We start from the raw sequence: 16,142 nt of genomic DNA, 5'->3' as shown, positions 1-16,142 counted from the left end.
ATACTCACCGAAATGGGTGATTGAGTGAGTGTCAAGCCGCATTGACGCGGATCCGGCGCCGTGGCCCGGGAGAGTCGCGTACGGCCGACGCGGTGCCCTACGGCCGGTCGGCGGGCTGTCTTACGGAAGCGGGGTGGCAGATGCGGTACACCGACGCGGACCGCCGGCTCCTGTCGGCGCTGCGCGACTGCGGGACGGACCCACGCGTGGCCGCCGTCGCCCGCGTGCTCTCGCTGGCCGGGGAGCACGGCGCGGTGTGGCTGGTGGCCGGGGCCGTGGCCGCCGCCGTCGACCGGGACCGGCGCGGCGACTGGCTGCGCGGCACGGCGCTGGTCGCGGCCGCGCATCTGGCCAGCATGGGGGTCAAGCGGGTGGTGCGGCGGCCCCGGCCGAGGCTGCCCGCCCGGGACCCGCTGGTGCGCACGGCCGGGCGGCACTCGTTCCCCAGCTCGCACGCCACCTCGGCGGCCGCGGCGGCGGTGGCGTACGGCGGACTGCGGCCCGCCGGGGCCCGGCTCGCGCCGCCGCTCGCGGCCGCGATGTGCGTGTCCCGCCTGGTCGTCGGCGTCCACTACCCCTCGGACGTGCTGGTCGGCGCCCTCCTCGGCGGCGCGACCGCCCGCCTCGGCGCCAGGTGGATGGGGGCGGGCTCGTGAACCGGCCCGGGCTCGTCGTCCTCGACGAGCGGCCCGCCGGACCCGCGCGCCGGGCGCTCGCGCTGCCCGCCGGGCTGCTGAGGACCGCGCGGCCCCGCCAGTGGATCAAGAACGTGCTGGTGGCCGCCGCACCCGCCGCCGCCGGACAGCTGGACTCGCGCCACACCCTGCGCCAACTCGCCGTCGTCTTCGTGCTGTTCACGGCCGCCGCCTCCGCCGTCTACCTCGTCAACGACGCACGCGACGCGGCCGCCGACCGCGCGCATCCGCAGAAGTGCCACCGCCCGGTGGCGACCGGACAGGTGCCGGTGCCCCTCGCGTACGCGGTCGGCGCCGTGCTCGCGGTGCTCGCCCCGCTCGCCGCCGCCCTCACCTGCAACGCGATGACGGCGACCCTGCTCACCGGATACGTGGTGATGCAGCTCGCCTACTGCGTGAAGCTCAAGCACGTCCTCGTCGTCGACCTGGTGGTCGTCACTGCCGGGTTCCTGATGCGGGCGATGGTCGGCGGGGTCGCGCTCGCCATTCCGCTCTCGCGCTGGTTCCTGATCACCGCCGGGTTCGGCGCGCTGTTCATGGTGGCGGCCAAGCGGTACTCGGAGGCCGTCCAGATGGAGGGGCAGGGCGGCGCCACCCGCGCGTTGCTGGATGCGTACACCACCGGCTATCTGCGGTTCGTCTGGCAGCTCGCGGCCGGGGTCGCGGTGCTCGCGTACTGCATGTGGGCGCTGGAGGCGGGCGGCATGGCGGGCGGCTCGCTGCTGCCGTGGCGGCAGTTGTCGATGGTCCCGTTCATCGGCGGGATCCTGCGGTACGCGGTCTTCGCCGACCGGGGCACGGCCGGCGCCCCCGAGGACGTGATCTTGCACGACCGGGCGCTCGCCGTCATCGGCCTGGTCTGGGTCGCACTGTACGGCCTTGCGGTGGCGGACCTGTGAGGCCCGTCGGTGTGCGGCGCGCCGAGCTCGTCGGCTTCGCGCTAGCCGGGATCTGCGCGTACGCCGCCGACCTCGGCCTCTTCGTCTGGCTGCGGTCAGGCCTCGGCTGGGACCCGATCGCCGCCAAGTCCCTCTCGTTCGTGGTGGGTTGCACCGTCGCGTACGTAGGGAACGCCTTCGGCACATACCGGGGCAGCCGGGCCGGGCGGCGCCAGTATGTCGTCTTCTTCGCCGTGAACATCGCGGGCGCACTCGTGCAACTGCTCTGCCTCGGCATCACGCACTACGGCCTCGGCCTCACCTCGCCGCGTGCCGACACGCTCTCGGGGGCCGTCTTTGGCATGGCCCTCGCCACCTGCCTGCGCTTTTGGGGCACCAGGACGCTTGTCTTCCCCGTCGAGAGGGGTACTCGGACCTCATGGACTGGCTGAAGAATCTTCCCGTCATCGGGCCGCTGGTGGCACGTTTCATGCGGACGCACGTCTGGCGTTCGTACGAGCGGCTCGACCGGGTGAAATGGTCCCGGCTCGCCGCCGCGATCACCTTCATCAGCTTCCTGGCGCTCTTCCCGCTGCTCACCGTGAGCGCGGCCGTCGCCGCCGCGTTGCTGACCCCCGGCCGGGTGCAGAAACTCCAGAACACCCTCGCCGACCAGGTCCCCGGCATCTCCGACCAGCTCAACCTCCAGGACCTCACCCGTAACGCGGGCACGGTCGGGGTCGTCGCCGGAGCGCTCCTGCTGTTCACCGGCATCGGCTGGATCGGCTCGATGCGGGGCTGTCTGCGGGCGGTGTGGGAGCGGGACGACGACGAGGGCGAGAACCCGTTCCTGCGCACCCTCAAGGACGGCGGCATCCTGCTCGGCCTCGGCGGCGCGGGCCTCGCCTCGTTCCTGGCCTCCTCCGTCGGCTCGACGGCCGTCGGCTGGAGCGCGAACCACCTCGGCATCGACGAGAACAGCGCGGGCCGGGTCCTGCTGCGGATCGCCGCCATCGCCATCGCGGTCGCCGCCGACTTCCTGGTCCTGCTGTACGTACTGACGCTGCTGCCGGGGGTGTCCCCGCCGCGCCGCAGACTGATGGTGGCCGCGCTGATCGGCGCGGTCGGGTTCGAGCTCCTGAAGCTGCTGCTCGGCGGCTATATGCAGGGCGTCGCGGGCAAGAGCATGTACGGCGCCTTCGGGGTGCCCATCGCGCTGCTGCTGTGGATCAACTTTACCGCGAAACTGCTGCTGTTCTGCGCGGCCTGGACGGCCACCCCGTCGAAGACGGACGAGGCGGCCGAACCGGCGGAGCCGGGCCCGAAGGAATCCGACGGGCCCCGCACCCCGGAGATCACTTCTTCCGGCGGACCAGCTCCGGGAGCGGCCAGCGGCGGTTGAGCAGGAACAGCCCGCCCGCGACCACCACCAGCGCGCCGCCCGTGATCGCCAGCGCGGTCCCGACGCCGCCGGAGCCGGGCCCCTTGCGGGCGGCGACCGACGCCTTCGCCGGGTCCTGCGCGCCCGCCTGGCTCGGCCGGGAGCCGGGCGGGGTGCCGCTGGGCAGGGCGGACCTGGGCGCCACCAGCGCGCCGACCGGGGTCACCTTGCCGGCCGCCGCGAAGCCCCAGTCGAGCAGGCGGGCGGCCTCCTTGTAGACGGCCTGGCTCTCGCCGGAGTCCGGATTCATCACGGTGACCAGCAGCACCCGGCCGTTGCGCTCGGCGACCCCGGTGAAGGTCGCGCCCGCGTTGGTGGTGTTGCCGTTCTTGACGCCCGCGATGCCCTTGTACGGGCTGATGCCGTAGTCGCCGGTGAGCAGCCGGTTGGTGTTCTGGATCTCGAAGTAGTCGCGCTCGTTGTTCTTGCCCTCGCCGCCGGGGAACTTCGCGGAGGCGGTCGAGCAGTACTCGCGGAAGTCCTTCTTCTGCAGCCCCGAGCGGGCGAACAGCGTCAGGTCGTACGCGCTGGAGACCTGGCCCGGCGCGTCATAGCCGTCCGGCGAGATGACATGGGTGTCGAGCGCCTGGAGGTCGTCGGCGTGCGCCTGCATGTCCTGGACGGTCTTGGGCACACCGCCGTTCATCGAGGAGAGCACATGCACGGCGTCGTTGCCCGAGCGCAGGAAGACGCCGAGCCACAGGTCGTGCACGGTGTACGACTCGTTCTCCTTGACCCCGACCAGGCTGCTGCCCTCGCCGACGCCCTCCAGATCGGCCTGGGTGACCTTGCGCACCTCGGTCTTGGGCAGGCTCGGCAGCACGGTGTCCGCGAAGAGCATCTTCAGGGTGGAGGCGGGGGGCAGCCGCCAGTGCGCGTTGTGCGAGGCGAGCACCTCGCCGCTCTTGGCGTCCGCGACGATCCACGAACGGCCCGTCAGATCCATCGGCAGCACCGGCGCCCCCGGACCGAGCTTGGCCTGGGTGCCCGGCTGGGCGAGCAGTGCGCCGCCGACCGTCGACATCGAGGCCGGCGGCGGGTCGGGGTCCTTGCGGGTCCGGCCGGGCTTCGCGTCGGTTCCCGGCTTGCCCGGTGAGGCCGACGCGCCGGGTGAGGCCGACAGGCTGGGGGAGGGGCCCGGCGTGCCCGGCTTGACGTCGTACGGCACGGCCACGGCGGGCGCGGCGGCGAGCACGGGCAGCAGCGCGGCGGCGGCCGCCGCCAGTGCGATTCTCGCGGGCTTGTTCACAGCAGACACGGACGAGAACGTACAGGTCGTGCCCGGCGATCCCGACACCGGCGGGGGGACCCGCCGGGAGCTCCCACCCGCCCGGGGGTGCCCGGCCCCCAAGTCGGATACTGAACCCATGAAGCTCAATCGCCCCGTCTCCTGGTTCCTGCTCGCGTTCGGAGTGTGGAGCTGGGCCATTTGGGTCACTTTCGTTAAAAATCTATGGAAGGACGGCAGCGGGCTCGCCTTCGACGACGCCGGCCACCCCACCGCGTACTTCTGGGTGCACCTGACGCTCGCCATCGTGTCCTTTCTTCTGGGGACGGTCGTCGGCCTCATCGGGTTGCGTTCCGTACGCCAACTGCGTACGGAGAGCATGGACGCGGCTGGGTCACGGGCTGCTAACGACTAGTCGCGGCCCCCTTGTCACGCGCGGCTAACGAGTACCTGTGCAGTGAAGATTTCCTCTTCCGAATGTGAAACCCGTGTGATTGGGTGAGCGCCATCACAGGCTGTGCGCGAGGGGGTTCGGCACGCCTGAAGGGGTGGGGCGTTCCGAGGAGAGCACGGCGATGCGGTCGATCCGTATGCGGATTCTGGCGGTTAGTGCGGCCCTGGTGGTCGTCGGGGTGGGGGGATGGCAGCTGCTGCCGTCCGATCAGCAGAAGAAGGACCCGATCACGGTCGGCACCACCGACGTGATCACCTCGCTCGATCCGGCCGGCGCCTATGACGCCGGCTCCTGGGCGCTCTACAGCAACGTGTACCAGTCGCTGCTCACCTTCCGGCCGGGCTCCGCCGAGCCGGTGCCGGATGCCGCGCGCAGCTGCAAGTTCATCGGCATGACGCTGAAGACGTATCAGTGCGTGCTCCGGGACGACCTGACGTTCTCCTCCGGCCGCAAGATCACTCCGGCGGACGTCAAGTTCTCCTTCGACCGGGTGGCGAAGATCAACAGCGAGCTGGGGCCGTCCCCGCTGCTGTCCGTCATCGGCTCGGTCCAGGCCGACGGCTCCAACATCACCTTCAACCTGAAGACCAAGGACGCGACCTTCCCGTCGAAGCTCGCGACCGGCGCGGGTGCCATCGTCGACAGCAGTACGTACCCGGACAAGGCGCTGCGCAAGGGCAACTCGGTCGTCGGCTCCGGCCCGTATCTGCTCAAGACGTACAAGCGCGGCCAGAGCGCGGTCCTCGAACCGAACCCGCACTACAAGGGCGCGGTGACCCGCAAGGGCCTGCCGGTCGAGGTGCGCTACTTCGCCGAGTCCGACCAGCTCAACCGGGCGTGGCAGGCCGGGGACGTGCAGGTGGCGCACCGCGAGATGCCGCCGGCCGTGCTCGCCAAGCTCTCGCCCGGCGACCCGAGCATCCGCATCAGCGAGACGCCGGGCGCCGAGACCCGCAACCTGAACCTCAACGTCCGCCCCGGGCGCCCGCTCGCGAAGGCCAAGGTCCGCGAGGCCGCGGCCACGCTGATCGACCGGCCCGCGCTCGCGGCCGCGGTCTACCAGGGCACGGTCGAGCCGCTGTTCTCGCTCATCCCGCAGGGCTTCACCGGCCACAGCACCGCGTTCTTCGACACCTACCCCAAGGTCGACGTGGCGAAGGCGAAGGGGCTGCTGCGGTCGGCGGGGGTGCAGACGCCGGTCAAGTTCACGCTGGCGTACCGCAAGCTGGGCGCCAACGGCGCGGAGGCCGAGCAGCTCAAGTCCCAGCTGGAGAAGGGCGGCCTGTTCAAGATCGAGCTGATCGCCGAGTCCGACTGGCCGAAGATGCAGAAGAACTACGCGGCGGGTGTGTACGACGCGTACACCGCGGGCTGGATCGCCGACTTCCCCGACCCCGACAACTTCAGCCAGCCGCTGGTCGGGACGGGCAACAGCCTGCACACCGGGTACTCGGACAAGTCCGTCGACGAGATCATCCAGCGTACGCAGCAGTACAGCGACCGGGGGCGTACCGCCGACGACTTCAAGGCGCTTCAGGACAAGATCGCGGAGGATGTGCCGCTGATTCCGCTGTGGCAGGGCAAGAACTATGTGGTGTCCCACCGGAGTGTGAGCGGGTTGCAGTATCTGTCCGATGGGACGGGGGTTTGGCGGCTGTGGGAGCTGGGCTGGATCTGAGGGCCGCTCAGCGCTTCTTTCGGGACGTCGCCGCCTGCGCCATTCCCGGCAGGAAGTCCGTGAAGAGCTCGTGCACCTCGTGGACCAGCGGGCGCAGTACGCGGAAGCGGGCCAGGGCCACGCCCCGCGTCGTCAGCTTCGCGCCGCGCGCCGCCAGGCGGTAGCTGCGCTCGCTGCCTTCCGAGCGGTCGAAGACCCAGTACAGGACCAGGCCCATCTGGGACAGCCACATCAACTCGGGCAGTACGTCGGTGAGTTCGGCCGAGACCTTGGTCTTGGTTCCGGCCAGCACCTCGCGATGCACGGAGATCGCTGCGTCGCGGGCGTGCTGGGACTCGGGGGAGAACGGGCTGAGCGGGCTGTCCGGGTCCGCCGCGTTCTTGAAGAACTGCGCGGCGAACTCGTGGTACGGCGCCGCGATGTCCAGCCAGACGCGCAGCACCCCGGCGAGCCGCGCCTCCAGATCGGTCTCGCGGTCGAGCACGTCCCGGACCGCCGCCTGGTGTTCGGCGGCGATCCGGTCGTAGAAGCCCTGGATCAGGTGCTCTTTGCCGTCGAAGTAGTAGTACGCGTTGCCGACGGAGACCCCCGCTTCCTTGGCGATCGCCCGCATGGTCGTCTTGTCGTAACCGAGTTCCTGGAACAGCCGCATCGCGGTCTCCAGGATCAGGGTGCGGGTCTGCTCGCCCTTGGCGGGGCTCGACTCGCTGCGGGAAGGCTCGGAGGCGGCGGGCACACGCTCGTTCTCTGCTGGCACGGCACGAGCGTAATGGGCCGTCCTTTGAGCGATACCGCAGGTCACCCCTTTGCGAGCACCGGTGCTGTGCGCGCCGCCTGCGATTCGTCCTGCTGCCCGAACCGGCGGACACCCGGGACCGCCGCCGTCGCCAGGCATGCCCCGCCGACGAGCAACGCGGCCGCGATGAGCGGGACTTCGGGGCCCCAGGCGTCGGCGGCCAGCGGCGCGAGCGCGTAACCCACCGGGGCAGCCGCCAGGGAGAGCAGCCAGTCGTACGAGGTGACGCGGGCCAGGGCGTGCGAGGGGATGGCCGACTGGACCGAGGTCTCCCAGACCGGCGAGAGGAAGCCGAGGCCCGCCTGGGCGATGCCGTACGCGGCGATGGCGAGCGGCGCCGGGGCCGACACGGCGAGCAGCGTGAGCGGCAGGGCGTAGGTGGCCAGGCCCAGATTGGCGGTGAGGATGGGCCGCTTGGGCCGGGCGCGCCCGGCGACCAGCGAGCCGAGCAGCAGCCCGATGGCGCCCGCCTGGAGGAACACCAGCCAGAACGTCTTGCCGCCGAACTCCTTGAAGGCGATGGCGGGGCCGAGCGTCATCAGGACGGCGGCCGCGCCGTTCCAGGCGGAGTGGGCGAACAGACTGGTCCAGTACCAGTCGCGGGAACGGACCTCGCCCCAGCCCTCCTTGAGGTCGGCGACCAGCGAGCGCCGCACCGGCGGAACGTGCCGCACCCGTATCGCGCTCAGCAGCGCCGCGCTGATCGCGAAGGACGCGGCGTCCAGGACGAAGGCCCAGCCGGGGCCCGCGGTGAGGATGAGCGCGCCCGCGACCGCCGGGCCGCCGATCCGGGTCGTGCTGTTGACCACCCCCATCAGGGCGTTGGCGCGCTGCCGGTTCTCCTTGTCGACCGTGCCGGTGAGCAGCGGCGCCAGCGCGGGCATCGCGAACGCGGACGCGCTGCCGCCGATCGCCTCCGCGAGCGCGATCTGCCACAACTTCGGGTCCCCGCCGAGCAGTTCGTAGCCGACGAAGAGCTGGGTTGCACACCGTACGAGGTCGGTGGTGAGCGCGACCGTACGCGCGTTGAAGCGGTCGCCCGCCACCCCGCCGAACGGCAGGAGCAGCAGTTTGGGAACCATCGAGCAGCCGAGCACGATCGCGAGGTCGGCCGTGGAGCCGGTCGCCATGTAGACGGCGAGGGCGAGAGCGGCGGGGATGACGGCGTCGCCGAGCAGCGAGAGCGACCGGCCGATGAACAGCAGCCGGAAGGAGCGGGTGCGGAGGGGGTGGGGGAGAGGGGGCATGTCCCGGAATATATTTCGGTACCGAATAATTCGTCAACGAAATATCTGGTGCTGAAGGGGTGGCGCCGCTCCTCGGCGTACGTACGATCAAGGCATGGAGCACGCAGGCGGGGCGCAGGACTGGACCGACGGGCATGTGGAGCGGTGGCTGCCCGTCCTGCCGGGGCTCGACCCGGTCGTCGAGGGCGCGGTGACCCGGATGAAGCGGCTCTCCGTCCACCTCAAGCGGGTACGGGAGCAGTCCCTGGTCGACTTCGCGCTTGACCGGCCGGAGTTCGACACGCTGCACAAGCTGGCGGGGCGTGGGGGTACCGCGACGCCGTCCCAACTGGCCACGGATTTGGATCTCGCGCCTGCGTCCGTCACGGGGCGCCTGGACGCGCTGGAGCGGCGCGGTTTCGTACGCCGTACGCCGTCCACGACGGACCGGCGACGGGTCCACGTCGAACTGACCGAGTCCGGCCGGGCCACGTGGACGGGCGCGATGGACATGCTCGGCGACGAGGAGTCCCGGGTCCTGAGCGCCCTGTCCCCTACCGAACGCGAGCTCCTCAACGACATGCTGCGGCGGATCATGGTCGTCGCCGAGGCACGGGGCTGAGCGCTGGACGTGGGGTGACCTACAGGGGCGCGGGGAACTGCGCGGCCAGCCCCCACCGGCCCGCAGACGAAACGAACCGCGCGGTACGCGAAAGCCCCACCTCCCGGACGGGAAGCGGGGCCCTCGTACGCGTACGACAGGAAAGATCAGAACCGGCGCGTAATCAGCGCGCGCTTCACTTCCTGGATCGCCTTCGTGACCTCAATGCCTCGCGGGCACGCGTCCGTGCAGTTGAACGTGGTGCGGCAACGCCACACGCCGTCCTTGTCGTTCAGGATCTCCAGCCGCTGCTCCGCCGCCTCGTCACGCGAGTCGAAGATGAAGCGGTGCGCGTTGACGATCGCCGCCGGGCCGAAGTACTGGCCGTCGTTCCAGAACACCGGGCACGACGAGGTGCACGCGGCGCACAGGATGCACTTGGTGGTGTCGTCGAAGCGCTCGCGGTCCTCGGGGGACTGCAGACGCTCGCGCGTCGGCTCGTTGCCCTTGGTGATCAGGAAGGGCATCACATCGCGGTACGCCTGGAAGAACGGGTCCATGTCCACGACCAGGTCCTTGAGGACCGTGAGGCCCTTGATGGCCTCGACCGTGATCGGCTTCTCCGGGTTGATGTCCTTGATCAGCGTCTTGCAGGCGAGCCTGTTCTTGCCGTTGATCCGCATCGCGTCGGAGCCGCAGATGCCGTGGGCGCAGGAGCGGCGGAAGGTGAGCGAGCCGTCCAGGTCCCACTTGATCTTGTGGAGACCGTCGAGCACGCGCTCCTTCGGGTCGATCTCCAGCTGGAAGTCCTCCCACGTCGCCTCGTCCGAGATCTCCGGGTTGAACCGGCGGATCCGGAAGGTGACCGTGATGAGGTGCGAGGACGTGGAGTCCGCCTCAAGCTTGTCCAGGGTCGGGGTGGCCATCAGTACTTACGCTCCATCGGCTGGTAGCGGGTCTGGACGACGGGCTTGTAGTCGAGGCGGATCGAGTCCTTGCCGCCGTCCGCGACCTCGCGGTACGCCATGGTGTGGCGCATGAAGTTGACGTCGTCGCGGTTGGGGTAGTCCTCGCGGTAGTGACCGCCGCGGGACTCCTTGCGCGCCAGGGCCGACACGGCCATGACCTCGGCCAGGTCGAGCAGGTTGCCCAGCTCGATGGCCTCCAGGAGGTCGGTGTTGAAGCGCTTGCCCTTGTCCTGGACGGACACGTTCTTGTAGCGCTCGCGCAGCTCGGCGATCTTCTCGACCGCCGTCTTGATCGTCTGCTCGGTGCGGAAGACCATGACGTTGGCGTCCATGGTCTCCTGCAGCTCCTTGCGGATGACCGCGACCCGCTCGGTGCCGGTGGATGCGAGCAGGTTCTTGACCTGCTTCTCGACCAGCTCGGCCGGGTTCTCCGGCAGCTCGACGTAGTCGGCCTTCGCCGAGTACTCCGCCGCCGCGATGCCCGCGCGCTTGCCGAACACGTTGATGTCCAGGAGCGAGTTGGTGCCCAGGCGGTTGGCGCCGTGCACGGAGACACAGGCGACCTCGCCGGCCGCGTACAGACCCGGGACGACGGTGGTGTTGTCCGACAGGACCTCACCCTCGACGTTGGTCGGGATGCCGCCCATGGCGTAGTGCGCGGTGGGCTGGATCGGGATCGGGTCCGTGTACGGCTCGATACCCAGGTACGTCCGCGCGAACTCGGTGATGTCCGGGAGCTTGGCGTCCAGCTGCTCCGGCGGGAGGTGCGTCAGGTCCAGGTAGACGTGGTCGCCCTCGGGACCGCAGCCGCGGCCCTCGCGGATCTCCGTGTAGATGGAGCGCGACACGACGTCACGGGACGCGAGGTCCTTCATGACCGGCGCGTACTTCTCCATGAAGCGCTCGCCGTCCTTGTTGCGGAGGATGCCGCCCTCACCACGGGCGCCCTCCGTCAGCAGGATGCCCATGCGCCAGATGCCCGTCGGGTGGAACTGGAAGAACTCCATGTCCTCCAGGGGCAGACCGCGGCGGTAGCAGGCGGCCTGGCCGTCACCGGTCAGGGTGTGCGCGTTGGAGGTCACCTTGAAGAACTTGCCGGTGCCGCCGGAGGCGTAGATCACGGACTTCGCCTGGAAGACGTGGATCTCGCCGGTCGCGAGCTCGTACGCCACCACACCGGCGGACGTCTTGACGCCGTCGACCTCGGTGATGAGCTGGTCGAGCACGTAGAACTCGTTGAAGAACTCCACGCCCTCCTTGATGCAGTTCTGGTACAGCGTCTGGAGGATCATGTGGCCGGTGCGGTCGCCCGAGTAGCAGGCACGACGGACCGGGGCCTCGCCGTGGTTGCGGGAGTGACCGCCGAAACGGCGCTGGTCGATCTCGCCGGCCGGCGTACGGCCGAACGGCAGGCCCATCTTCTCCAGGTCGAGGACCGCGTCGATGGCCTCCTTCGCCAGGATCTCGGCGGCGTCCTGGTCGACCAGGTAGTCACCACCCTTGATCGTGTCGAAGGTGTGCCACTCCCAGTTGTCCTCCTCCACGTTGGCGAGCGCGGCGGCCATGCCGCCCTGCGCCGCGCCCGTGTGGGAACGCGTGGGGTAGAGCTTCGTGAGCACGGCGGTGCGGCTGCGCTTCGTCGCCTCGATGGCGGCGCGCATACCGGCGCCACCGGCGCCGACGATGACGGTGTCGTACTTGTGGATCTTCATCAGTGAATTCCTCAGTCCCTCAGCCCGTGGCCTAGCGGATGTTCGGGTCGAAGGTGAAGATCACCAGCGTGCCCAGCAGGACGGTGAACACCGTGGCGGTGTAGAGCAGCATCTTCAGCCAGAAGCGGGTGTTGTCCCGCTGCGCGTAGTCGTTGATGACCGTGCGCAGGCCGTTGGCGCCGTGCAGCATCGCGAGCCACAGCATGGCCAGGTCCCAGACCTGCCAGAAGGGGTTCGCCCAGCGGCCCGCCACGAAGGCGAAGCCGATCTTGGAGACGCCGCCGTCGAGCACCAGCTGGATGCACAGGTGGGTGACGACGAGGACGACCAGGACGACGCCGGACAGCCGCATGAACAGCCAGCCGTACAGCTCGAAGTTGGTGCGCGTCGACTTCGGCGTCTTCTTGGTCCGCTGACGCGGGGCCTCGATGAGCGGCGCCGGATTGTCGGCGTCGTACAGGCTCGCGCCCTCGACCTCGCCGATCGCGGCAGTGGTTTCGGCAGACATGATCAGACCTCAGCTCCCGAACAGTTCACGGGCGGCGTGACCGAGCACGGGGTACAGCGCGCCGATCATCAGAACGACCCAGATGCCCACGACGGACCACAGCATCTGCTTCTGGTATCGGGGGCCCTTGGCCCAGAAGTCGACCGCGATGATGCGGAGACCGTTGAGCGCGTGGAAGAGGATGGCGGCGACGAGGCCGTACTCCAAAAGCGCCACGATGGGCGTCTTGTAGGTAGCGACGACCTTGTCGTAGTCCTCGGGGGAGACACGCACGAGTGCGGTGTCGAGGACATGGACGAACAGGAAGAAGAAGATGAGGACACCGGTGACTCGATGAGCCACCCACGACCACATACCTTCCCGGCCGCGGTACAGCGTTCCAGCCGGCACGGAAAAACCCTCCGGGAGCGGGGACTAGGGCCGGCCGGCTTGACTGTCGGTCTGACCCGGCCGGGTACGGTCCACCGGCCCCGGTCATCGTAGCGACGAGATGTCGGTTCGTTCGCGCGGGGTCCGCAGGTGTGATCAAACAGGCAATCAAACAGCCTCGGACGGGCTATCCGACGGGCCCACTGCGGGCGTGGACGAGCCGTCAGCGGGCCGGTGGCGGACAGGCGTTCAGCGGGTGGCGACCGCGCTGTCCGTTTCTGGATGATTGGTTACGAGATGGGCGAGCCGCGCACGGGCGAGTCGGCGCAGCTCCTCCGCGGCGATGACGGACTCCTCCTCGCGCTCGTTGGTCATCCGCACCCGGATCCCCGCGAGCATCTGGTTGAGGTGCTCGGTGGGCCGCAGCCCTTCCAGGCAGATCACGAAGGCGTACTTGAACCTGCTCTCGTACGCGGCGTGCGCGGCCCGCAGCGCGGTGTGCGCCGACTGCGGGGCCGAGGGGTGCAGACCGGGCGAGCGCTCGTCGGCCAGGGCCTCGGCGAGATCGCCGGGGGAGAGGTCGTAGCTGGCCTCGTCGGCGGCGGCGAGCAGCGCGTCCAGGTCCGGGTACGGCCGGTGGGCGGTCAGCCGCAGCGCCCACCGGCGGCTGGCACAGCAGGCGAGCAGCGCGGCTTCGGCGGCCGCCGCCGGGGCATGGTTGAGGCGCCGGAGTCCATCGGCCAGAGCCTCGTACGGGCCCGGAATGCCGGGGTTCGCATGGGATTGCCCCACTGTGGCCGGACGGGGCGCGGGGCAGGGAGTGTGATGAAGTGGCGAAGGTCGCTTCCGGGGGCCGGCGTGGGATTCGCTGGACAGCGTGGGCTCCTAGAGCGGGCGACGAGCTGGAGGAACGTACGGGGGAACGGCGGCTTCATACGCACGCCGCCGGGGAGACGACGCAGAGGCGGGAGGGGAAGCAGAGGTGGGAGTGCCGCCACGCTATCGACGCGAGGTGGGGGGTGCCCGACGGATGCGCGAATTTCACCCGGACGTGCGGGGTGAGGTGCGCATAGTGGACGCCTCCGGGCCACTTTCGCTCGCTTTCGCCGGACTTGTTCCCGTATGGGAGGATTCTGAGTGATGTCGCAGTCCAGGAGTGCCGGCGCCGATGGCGCCCGGGGTGACCGGACGACCCGGATGTCCCGGGGCGCCCTGGTGGCACGCGTCGCCGTGGTGGCGGCCGCCGCCCTCGCGCTCACCGTGGTGGTCTGGCCCGAGGACGACACCCACGGCGGCCACGGCGGGCGTGTCGACGCCAAGCCGGGCGCGACCGCCTCGCCCACCCCGATCTACCCGCTCTCCTCGCCGCCCCGCACCATCCCCGCCGTGGCCCGCCACGAGCCCGCGCGCGGCCCCGGTTTCCGGCCCGTCGCGACCACCCGCGTGGTCGTGGCCACCGGCAGCGAGGCGCTGACCGACGAGGGCCAGCTGCTCGCCGGGGAGCTGTCCGCGGAGTACGCGCAGGGCGCGGCGCCGCGCCCCGGCGACATAGAGCTGGCCCTGACCCCCACCAAGCAGGCCGCCCCCGAGTCGTACACGCTGACCGCCCGCGACCGTACGGTGAAGATCACCGGGCCCGACGAGGCCGGGGTCTTCTACGGCACCCGCACCCTCAAGCAGGCGCTGCGCGGCGGCGGGGTGATGCCCGAGGGCACCGTCGAGGACAAGCCCGACCGCCCGCAGCGGGGGCTCAACCTCGACATCGCGCGCAAGCCCTTCACCGCGGCCTGGATAGAGGCCCGGCTGCGCGAGATGGCCGACCTCAAGATGAACCAGCTGGGGCTGCACTTCTCCGACGACCAGGGCTTCCGTATCGAGTCCGCCTCGCACCCCGAGGTGGTCTCGCGCGACCACCTCAGCAAGCGCGAGGTGGAGCGGATCGTGGCGCTCGCCCGGCGCCTGCACATCGAGGTGGTCCCGGAGATCGACTCGCCGGGGCACCTGGGCGCGGTCCTCAAGGCGCACCCCGACCTGGAGCTGAAGGACGCCACCGGCAAGGTCACCAAGGGCGCGGTCGACATCGCCGACCCGGCCGCGGCGAAGCTCGTGGACGATCTGCTGCGCGAGTACGCGGACCTCTTCCCGGGCGCGTACTGGCACCTCGGCGGCGACGAGTACCTGGCGCTGATGGCCAAGGACCCCGAGGCCGCCTACCCGGGACTGGCCGCCGCCGCGCAGGCCAAGTACGGCGCCAAGGGCGACATACAGGACCTCGCGACCGGCTGGCTGAACGACCGGGCGGCGACGTTGCGGCCGTTCGGCAAGACGTTCAAGGCGTGGAACGACGGCTACTTCAAGGGCACCCACGTCGCCCCCGACCCGGCCCGCGAGGTCGAGTACTGGACCGGCAAGGAGCTGGGCGCGCGCCCGCCCGAGGAGTACCTGGCCGAGGGCCGCAGGACGGTCAACCTCAACGACGAGTACCTGTACTACGTGCTCGGCGAGCCCAACGACTTCAAGTACCCCACCGGCCGCCGCATCTACCAGGAGTGGACCCCGCTGGTGCTGCGCGGCACCACGCCGGTGCCCGCGCGCTACTCGGACCAGATCCTCGGCGCCCGGCTCGCGGTGTGGTGCGACTACGCCGACGCGCAGACCCAGGACCAGGTGGCCAAGGGCATCCGGATGCCGCTGCGGGCGCTGGCCCAGAAGCTCTGGGACCCGCGGACGCCCGCCCTGGAGTGGGAGGCGTTCAAGGAGCTCGCGGACAAGCTGGGCTGAGCGCGGTGCCGCACGGGGGCGCGGAAGTGACACTTCCGCGCCCCCGCGCGCAGAACAGACCATGGGCAGGGGTGGGGACCAGCGCCGTGGCCGGAACCGGAGCGACGACGCGGAGCTCGGAGCGGCCGTCGCGCGTGCCCAGGAGGGGGACGAGCGGGCCTTCGCGGTCGCCTACCGGCTCGTTCACCCGGGGCTGCTCGCGTACGTACGCGGTCTGGTGGGGGCCGACGCCGAGGACGTGATGTCCGAGGCGTGGCTGGAGATAGCCCGTGATCTGGCGCGCTTCCGGGGCGACGGGGCCGGGTTCCGGGCCTGGAGCGCCACGATCGCCCGCCATCGCGCCATGGACCATCTGCGCCGCCAGCGCCGAAGACCCCGGGGCGTACCGCTCGACCAGGAGGCCCTGGAACTCCCCGGCGGCCAGGACACGGCCGAAGCGGCCCTGGAGGCGCTGGCGACGAGCTGGGTCCTGGAGGTGATCGCCACGCTGCCCCGCGAACAGGCGGAGGCGGTACTGCTACGGGTGGTGGCCGGGCTCGACGGGGCCGCGGCGGGAAGGGTCCTCGGCAAACGCCCGGGGTCGGTCCGCACCGCCGCACACCGGGGGTTGCGCCGCCTCGCGGCACGGCTGTCGCCGGAGGAGGACTCGTGACCGGCTCGCGCGGCGCCGTAACGGGCGCACGGGGAGCGGGAGTCGGAGATCGGGAGGACGACCGGGGCCGCCACCCCCCACAGGAGAGGCCCCGGTCGCCTTCCGTCGGGGCCGTGTGGCGACCCCGTACTCCTCTCAGCGCCAACGCTGCGGTT

Annotated in this window: 17 protein-coding genes; 9 read left to right on the top strand and 8 right to left on the bottom strand. The window is 70.5% G+C overall.

The genetic code is table 11. From position 1 onward, the window contains the following. Positions 1-140 precede the first annotated feature (140 nt). Genes BG418_RS25320 through BG418_RS25305 form a run of 4 tightly spaced genes read left to right on the top strand, consistent with a single transcriptional unit; the run spans position 141 to position 2,975 of the window. Positions 141-656: a phosphatase PAP2 family protein gene (locus tag BG418_RS25320; RefSeq protein ID WP_188276273.1), complete on the top strand. Its 516-nt coding sequence runs from the start codon at positions 141-143 to the stop codon at positions 654-656. Continuing rightward, positions 653-1,594 carry a decaprenyl-phosphate phosphoribosyltransferase gene (locus BG418_RS25315; protein WP_188276272.1) on the top strand — a complete coding sequence of 314 codons (942 nt, stop codon included), beginning with the start codon at positions 653-655 and terminating at the stop codon, positions 1,592-1,594. The genes BG418_RS25320 and BG418_RS25315 overlap by 4 nt, the downstream gene beginning before the upstream one ends. Continuing rightward, positions 1,591-2,025, top strand: a complete 435-nt coding sequence (locus BG418_RS25310; RefSeq protein ID WP_317453753.1) for a GtrA family protein — start codon at positions 1,591-1,593, stop codon at positions 2,023-2,025. The genes BG418_RS25315 and BG418_RS25310 overlap by 4 nt, the downstream gene beginning before the upstream one ends. Then, on the top strand, positions 2,013-2,975 hold the full coding sequence (locus BG418_RS25305; RefSeq protein WP_188276271.1) for a YihY/virulence factor BrkB family protein: 963 nt from the start codon (positions 2,013-2,015) through the stop codon (positions 2,973-2,975). The genes BG418_RS25310 and BG418_RS25305 overlap by 13 nt, the downstream gene beginning before the upstream one ends. Here BG418_RS25305 and BG418_RS25300 read toward each other — a convergent pair. After that, a complete protein-coding gene (locus tag BG418_RS25300) occupies positions 2,929-4,272 on the bottom strand; it encodes a D-alanyl-D-alanine carboxypeptidase family protein (protein WP_399000197.1) in 1,344 nt (447 codons plus the stop codon). The two genes, BG418_RS25305 and BG418_RS25300, sit on opposite strands and share 47 nt — an antisense overlap. Positions 4,273-4,381: 109 nt before the next feature. Here BG418_RS25300 and BG418_RS40090 point away from each other — a divergent pair, with 109 nt between their 5' ends. Both BG418_RS40090 and BG418_RS25295 read left to right on the top strand, forming a co-directional pair. Continuing rightward, on the top strand, positions 4,382-4,657 hold the full coding sequence (locus BG418_RS40090; RefSeq protein WP_223185360.1) for an SCO4848 family membrane protein: 276 nt from the start codon (positions 4,382-4,384) through the stop codon (positions 4,655-4,657). 160 nt (positions 4,658-4,817) lie between these two features. Beyond that, positions 4,818-6,374: an ABC transporter substrate-binding protein gene (locus BG418_RS25295; protein ID WP_188276269.1), complete on the top strand. Its 1,557-nt coding sequence runs from the start codon at positions 4,818-4,820 to the stop codon at positions 6,372-6,374. A 7-nt stretch (positions 6,375-6,381) separates the two neighbouring features. Here the strand turns inward: BG418_RS25295 and BG418_RS25290 are convergent, their stop codons facing one another. Both BG418_RS25290 and BG418_RS25285 read right to left on the bottom strand, forming a co-directional pair. After that, a complete protein-coding gene (locus BG418_RS25290; protein ID WP_188276579.1) occupies positions 6,382-7,026 on the bottom strand; it encodes a TetR family transcriptional regulator in 645 nt (214 codons plus the stop codon). A 146-nt stretch (positions 7,027-7,172) separates the two neighbouring features. Further along, positions 7,173-8,417 (bottom strand): MFS transporter, encoded by a 1,245-nt coding sequence (locus BG418_RS25285; protein ID WP_188276268.1) that lies wholly within the window; start codon positions 8,415-8,417, stop codon positions 7,173-7,175. A gap of 94 nt (positions 8,418-8,511) precedes the next feature. Here BG418_RS25285 and BG418_RS25280 point away from each other — a divergent pair, with 94 nt between their 5' ends. Further along, complete coding sequence (locus tag BG418_RS25280; RefSeq protein ID WP_188276267.1) at positions 8,512-9,018, top strand: MarR family winged helix-turn-helix transcriptional regulator; 507 nt, start codon at positions 8,512-8,514, stop codon at positions 9,016-9,018. Positions 9,019-9,164: 146 nt separating this feature from the next. On the opposite strand, the gene BG418_RS25275 is transcribed toward BG418_RS25280, so the two are convergent. The 5 genes from BG418_RS25275 to BG418_RS25255 all read right to left on the bottom strand — a co-directional run bounded on the left by BG418_RS25275 (position 9,165) and on the right by BG418_RS25255 (position 13,346). After that, on the bottom strand, positions 9,165-9,923 hold the full coding sequence (locus tag BG418_RS25275) for a succinate dehydrogenase iron-sulfur subunit (protein ID WP_188276266.1): 759 nt from the start codon (positions 9,921-9,923) through the stop codon (positions 9,165-9,167). Continuing rightward, positions 9,923-11,677 carry a succinate dehydrogenase flavoprotein subunit gene (gene sdhA, locus BG418_RS25270; protein WP_188276265.1) on the bottom strand — a complete coding sequence of 585 codons (1,755 nt, stop codon included), beginning with the start codon at positions 11,675-11,677 and terminating at the stop codon, positions 9,923-9,925. The genes BG418_RS25275 and sdhA overlap by 1 nt, the downstream gene beginning before the upstream one ends. A 31-nt stretch (positions 11,678-11,708) precedes the next feature. Continuing rightward, positions 11,709-12,185 (bottom strand): succinate dehydrogenase hydrophobic membrane anchor subunit, encoded by a 477-nt coding sequence (locus tag BG418_RS25265; protein WP_188276264.1) that lies wholly within the window; start codon positions 12,183-12,185, stop codon positions 11,709-11,711. A gap of 9 nt (positions 12,186-12,194) precedes the next feature. Next, positions 12,195-12,575: a succinate dehydrogenase, cytochrome b556 subunit gene (gene sdhC, locus BG418_RS25260; protein ID WP_188276263.1), complete on the bottom strand. Its 381-nt coding sequence runs from the start codon at positions 12,573-12,575 to the stop codon at positions 12,195-12,197. A gap of 228 nt (positions 12,576-12,803) precedes the next feature. Beyond that, the gene (locus tag BG418_RS25255; protein WP_399000188.1) at positions 12,804-13,346 is read right to left on the bottom strand and encodes a 2-oxo-4-hydroxy-4-carboxy-5-ureidoimidazoline decarboxylase; all 543 of its coding nucleotides are present in this window, start codon (positions 13,344-13,346) and stop codon (positions 12,804-12,806) included. A 405-nt stretch (positions 13,347-13,751) separates the two neighbouring features. Here BG418_RS25255 and BG418_RS25250 point away from each other — a divergent pair, with 405 nt between their 5' ends. Both BG418_RS25250 and BG418_RS25245 read left to right on the top strand, forming a co-directional pair. Further along, entirely contained in the window at positions 13,752-15,335 is a 1,584-nt protein-coding gene (locus BG418_RS25250) for a glycoside hydrolase family 20 protein (protein WP_188276577.1), read from the top strand. Positions 15,336-15,396: 61 nt separating this feature from the next. Next, positions 15,397-15,987, top strand: coding sequence for an RNA polymerase sigma factor (locus tag BG418_RS25245; RefSeq protein ID WP_188276262.1), 591 nt, complete (start codon positions 15,397-15,399; stop codon positions 15,985-15,987). The last annotated feature ends 155 nt before the right edge of the window (positions 15,988-16,142 follow it).

Origin of the sequence: Streptomyces sp. CBMA152, from assembly GCF_014596475.1 — a bacterium.
Taxonomy (GTDB): Bacteria; Actinomycetota; Actinomycetes; order Streptomycetales; family Streptomycetaceae; genus Streptomyces.
The sequence above is the reverse complement of the archived record's forward strand: the minus strand, read 5'-3'. Positions and strand labels throughout refer to the sequence as shown.

Excerpts from the sequence above, each read along its gene's own strand:
- BG418_RS25320 (WP_188276273.1), top strand. The coding sequence starts at position 141 with ATGCGGTACACCGACGCGGACCGCCGGCTCCTGTCGGCGCTGCGCGAC.
- BG418_RS25305 (WP_188276271.1), top strand. The coding sequence starts at position 2,013 with ATGGACTGGCTGAAGAATCTTCCCGTCATCGGGCCGCTGGTGGCACGT.
- BG418_RS40090 (WP_223185360.1), top strand. The coding sequence starts at position 4,382 with ATGAAGCTCAATCGCCCCGTCTCCTGGTTCCTGCTCGCGTTCGGAGTG.
- BG418_RS25295 (WP_188276269.1), top strand. The coding sequence starts at position 4,818 with ATGCGGTCGATCCGTATGCGGATTCTGGCGGTTAGTGCGGCCCTGGTG.
- BG418_RS25290 (WP_188276579.1), bottom strand. The coding sequence starts at position 7,026 with ATGCGGCTGTTCCAGGAACTCGGTTACGACAAGACGACCATGCGGGCG.
- BG418_RS25285 (WP_188276268.1), bottom strand. The coding sequence starts at position 8,417 with ATGCCCCCTCTCCCCCACCCCCTCCGCACCCGCTCCTTCCGGCTGCTG.
- BG418_RS25280 (WP_188276267.1), top strand. The coding sequence starts at position 8,512 with ATGGAGCACGCAGGCGGGGCGCAGGACTGGACCGACGGGCATGTGGAG.
- BG418_RS25275 (WP_188276266.1), bottom strand. The coding sequence starts at position 9,923 with ATGGCCACCCCGACCCTGGACAAGCTTGAGGCGGACTCCACGTCCTCG.
- sdhA (WP_188276265.1), bottom strand. The coding sequence starts at position 11,677 with ATGAAGATCCACAAGTACGACACCGTCATCGTCGGCGCCGGTGGCGCC.
- BG418_RS25265 (WP_188276264.1), bottom strand. The coding sequence starts at position 12,185 with ATGTCTGCCGAAACCACTGCCGCGATCGGCGAGGTCGAGGGCGCGAGC.
- BG418_RS25250 (WP_188276577.1), top strand. The coding sequence starts at position 13,752 with ATGTCCCGGGGCGCCCTGGTGGCACGCGTCGCCGTGGTGGCGGCCGCC.
- BG418_RS25245 (WP_188276262.1), top strand. The coding sequence starts at position 15,397 with ATGGGCAGGGGTGGGGACCAGCGCCGTGGCCGGAACCGGAGCGACGAC.